The organism is Fulvivirga kasyanovii (assembly GCF_009711405.1).
Taxonomy (GTDB): domain Bacteria; phylum Bacteroidota; class Bacteroidia; order Cytophagales; family Cyclobacteriaceae; genus Fulvivirga; species Fulvivirga kasyanovii.
This window is the reverse complement of the sequence record NZ_SMLW01000268.1, coordinates 1-3,693: the sequence shown is the minus strand read 5'-3', so window position 1 is coordinate 3,693 and position 3,693 is coordinate 1. Positions and strand designations below refer to the sequence as shown.

The 3,693-nt window shown below is 44.9% G+C and carries 4 protein-coding genes; all 4 read right to left on the bottom strand.

What is annotated here, in order from left to right; translation table 11 throughout:
• Position 1: 1 nt before the first annotated feature.
• The 4 genes from E1163_RS01760 to E1163_RS01745 are packed head-to-tail and all read right to left on the bottom strand — an operon-like array spanning position 2 to position 3,585.
• Positions 2-823, bottom strand: a complete 822-nt coding sequence (locus E1163_RS01760) for a hypothetical protein (protein WP_155168847.1) — start codon at positions 821-823, stop codon at positions 2-4.
• Entirely contained in the window at positions 820-1,464 is a 645-nt protein-coding gene (locus E1163_RS01755) for a hypothetical protein (protein WP_155168845.1), read from the bottom strand. The genes E1163_RS01760 and E1163_RS01755 overlap by 4 nt, the downstream gene beginning before the upstream one ends.
• Positions 1,439-2,539: a glycosyltransferase family 4 protein gene (locus E1163_RS01750; protein ID WP_185155917.1), complete on the bottom strand. Its 1,101-nt coding sequence runs from the start codon at positions 2,537-2,539 to the stop codon at positions 1,439-1,441. The genes E1163_RS01755 and E1163_RS01750 overlap by 26 nt, the downstream gene beginning before the upstream one ends.
• A 5-nt stretch (positions 2,540-2,544) precedes the next feature.
• Entirely contained in the window at positions 2,545-3,585 is a 1,041-nt protein-coding gene (locus tag E1163_RS01745) for a hypothetical protein (RefSeq protein ID WP_155168841.1), read from the bottom strand.
• Between the last annotated feature and the right edge of the window lie 108 nt (positions 3,586-3,693).

Here is a 3,693-nt window from a genome sequence, read left to right as displayed (position 1 = left end):
ATCACTTACTTCCCGCCCTCCAAAACTGATCGTCAAATTTTCTTGGAAAGGGTATGGCTACATGCCGGTTTCTCCACGGTTTGAGCTGGTACCAGGTATTAAACCCCGCCGCTGTAAATATCTTCTCCACATGTGGGTACCAGTCTATCGGTTTTTCACCATGCAACAGCTTTACCCCCTCAGGAACATTAGCATGCTGATCGCAGAGTACCACCACCTGGGGCTGGGTACCTTCCATTTTTGCCAGGTCAATGGCATGGTCTGTCAATACCTCAATTTCATCCTGATGTGTGGTATGGACCACCAGCCATACCGGCTGACTCAAATGACCCAAGGCTTCCGGCTTAATGTTGGGTGCAGGAAAAATCATTTCAACCCGCTTCACCGATACTGCATTTTTCACATAGTTATCATGTTCAGGTTCTAATGGCTCAAAAACATATGCACAGTCAATATGCGGCGGGTGCTGGCTGATCAGCGGCTGGTATTTGTGCCACCGGAGCCTTCTGCATAAATAATTGACAGTTATGCCCGCAAAAAGATCGTCAGAAAGCTCCCCTAAAAGACCACATGGAAAGGTATCAATATAAAATTCACCGGGGGAATACTCCCTGATCACACCTGTAAGCCACTTCCTTAACGATCCGGCCTCAAAATCATGATCAGCAGGTAAAAAAGCAATATGTTTTTCCTCAAACAGTTGGAATGCACTGCGATTGTTAGTCAGGACTTTGTACGGCCTTTCAATGCCAAAATTGTCAATGAAGGTCTTTATCCGCGACAGGTGTCCAAAACCACCCCCGAAACCATAGAAGATAATCATTTGCCCTGAACAGCCAATTCAGCACAAATGATGAATTTCTCCACCTCACTTATTTCCGGTATCAGCAATACACCGGGAGCATAGGAATCTTCGAAATTACGAAGGAAGTATTTGCCCTGCACTTCCACCCGCGGCGACCCCTGCTCGTAGCGAATCGAACTGATCTCATTATCGTTCTGTTTCAGTTTGATCCTGCCATCATCATAACGATGAATTTCATAGGCAGCGGTCATCTCCTCATTATTGGCTATCTTAATTTTACCATCTTTGATCTTCACTTTCCAGATCAGTTCCTCATTTGCATTTCTAAGCTTAAAGGCATCATCCTTAAACTTCACAGCATACCTGAATTGATCGTTCTGATCGTAGTACTTCCTTTTGTCTTCACTTTTCATAACACCGAAAAGTGTCCCGGTTTGCATGTTTATGGTCAGCTCACCCCCACTCCCGGTAATCTCTGCCATCGATACATTTTCGCTGTTAGTAATGTAGTAACTCTTAGTGACCGCAGCCGTCGATTGCTCTGCAGGTATTTCGGAAACCTGTTCATTTTCATGGGTAGAGCCACCACCTGAGCAACTCCAAAGTGCCAGTAACGTGATGATAAAACTAAACTTAAGTGAGATGGTTTTTGTAAGCATTTGTTTCATAGGTTTGGGTATAATGGGTTTCTATTTTAACTTTTAACTGCTGCCCAAGTGCCTGCCGCTCTTCTGCCGGCATGGAGAAGAATGAGTACAAAGCCTTCCTGCAACTGTCTTCATTGGCAGGTTCAAACAAAAGTCCGTCTTCCTCATGCTCAATAACGTCTGCCATACCATCCACTGCCGAGGCAACAACCGGAATGCCTAAAGCCCCGGCCTCAAGCAAAACATTGGGCATACCATCGTAAAACGAAGGAATAACCAGGGCATCACAGCAAAGGTAATATTTCATCAGCTCGTAGCGGTCGTGAAAGGGAAGTATGGTGTAAGAACAGTTCATCTGTCCTAAATCCTCCTCCAAATGTTCCTCCACATCACCAACAAGCAGCAAGTGGGCCTTCTCAACCAGGCTCGTTCTTTTCAGGGCTTCCAGAAAGAAATCAAGGCCTTTTTTAGCTTTGAGCTGACCAAAAATCCCTAGGGTCAATTGCCCCTCGCCACGCTCTTTCTTCCATTCTCTGGCAAATTCAAACTCACCTGAAGTGGGCTGCCATTCGCCGGTATCAATACCATTAGGGATATAATGTACCTCCTCATGCCCGATCCACTTCCTGATCTTTTCGGCTTTGTCGCTGCTTACGGTAAAGACGTAGCTCGACTGCCTCAAGGCATCTTCAAGCATTCCCCGCTTACGGGGCGTAAAAATGGAAATATCAAGATCATTCCCTCTAATCAGTGTAACCAGTTTTACGCCAGCCCATTGAGAAAAAACAGGCGCACCGATCATAGAGAGATAGCCTCCAAAGCACACCATGTAATCAAAGCTGCCCAGCGTTTTAATGTAGTTCCAGGCTATGTTCAGTACGTGAGCTTCGCTATTGCTAAACGGAATAGCTGTATATCCGCCATTCTGCTGTTGCTTTCGGCGTATTTTCCTTTCCTGGTTAACAAAATGAATGATTTCAATGGTATAGCCGGCTCGCCTCAATCCATTGACTATACGATCGCATGACTGCGCCATTCCACCCCGCTGCGGAGGGTAATGGTCGGTTAGCCATAAACATGAAGGCATAGCCATTAACTGTCAAAAGCGGTTACAGTGTCATCTTCCATCATATTTTCACCCGCATCGGTATGATCGAAGCTGTCGTAGTCATAAGTATTAAAAGCACTTCCATACCAGATATAAGGCGTAGCCAGATCCAGCGCCGGATCATCGTGTACCATGCCTACCCGGTCGTCCTTACGTTCTTCATTCTCAGCCTTCTCCTGAGTTGTCTGAGCGACAGGATTGACCGGATCAAACAGGGCATAGATGTTCTGCATGGCCTCGAAGAATGCTCCAACAGCCAGTACTTTGTCCTGCCCTACTGTCTTTATCTTTATTTTAGACTTGGCCTGGTAGTGTCCATTAACATCTTCTACTGAAACCGCAGGGTGGGTTGAGCCTTTATAGTTATATTCTGATTTCGGAAGGGTAATCTTGATCAGGCATTGGTGCACATATTTGGTCTTGCTCTTAAACTTGGTCTTACCACTTGCACTTCTTTTTTTCCATGAAAAATCTTTGATATCGTCAGCCACCACAAATTCCAGTACGGCCTGATCTTTCATGGTCACCCTGGCAATAATGTACTTTGGTGAATAAAGCTTGAGGTTTCGTACCCCTACCTTGCTTTTTTCCGGAGTAAGTGCTGTTCTGGGCACCCTGAAATCCAGGTTTGCAGCTAGCTTTGCTTCACTGCCACATTTGGCTTCCAGTACGCCCAGCACCGGCAAAAAGAACAGCCTCAGATAGTTATTGACATCCTTGCTTTTCTTATTACTTCTCCAGACCAGAAATAGTATTCCGGCACCCGCAAAGGTTACTATCGGGTAGAGTGCGTTCTCTTCCAGAAAGGCCAGGGTAAAAATGGAAAAGAAGGCCAGCACAAAGCTAACGATAGCCGCTACCATCAGCTTTTTAATACTGCTGTCATTGCGCTGATCAAACTTGGCCACCTTGGCCAGCAGCGCAAGCCACTTTCCTATTTTCATGGTAGTACTCACTGTTTTTTCATCAATAAACTGCTTTTGGACTGGTGATAAGTGTTGGTATTTATCAGAGTATTTGTTCATAGTGTATTTGCAGGTTTAGCAAACAAGGTTAAAAATGTTATTGTAAGTATCAGATAGTTTTTTATTTATTCTATCCCAGGTATAGTTTCTTTCAAATTTCAAATAAGC

Coding starts and splice junctions, on each gene's coding strand:
- E1163_RS01760 (WP_155168847.1), bottom strand. CDS start 823: ATGATTATCTTCTATGGTTTCGGGGGTGGTTTTGGACACCTGTCGCGG.
- E1163_RS01750 (WP_185155917.1), bottom strand. CDS start 2,539: ATGCCTTCATGTTTATGGCTAACCGACCATTACCCTCCGCAGCGGGGT.
- E1163_RS01755 (WP_155168845.1), bottom strand. CDS start 1,464: ATGCTTACAAAAACCATCTCACTTAAGTTTAGTTTTATCATCACGTTA.
- E1163_RS01745 (WP_155168841.1), bottom strand. CDS start 3,585: ATGAACAAATACTCTGATAAATACCAACACTTATCACCAGTCCAAAAG.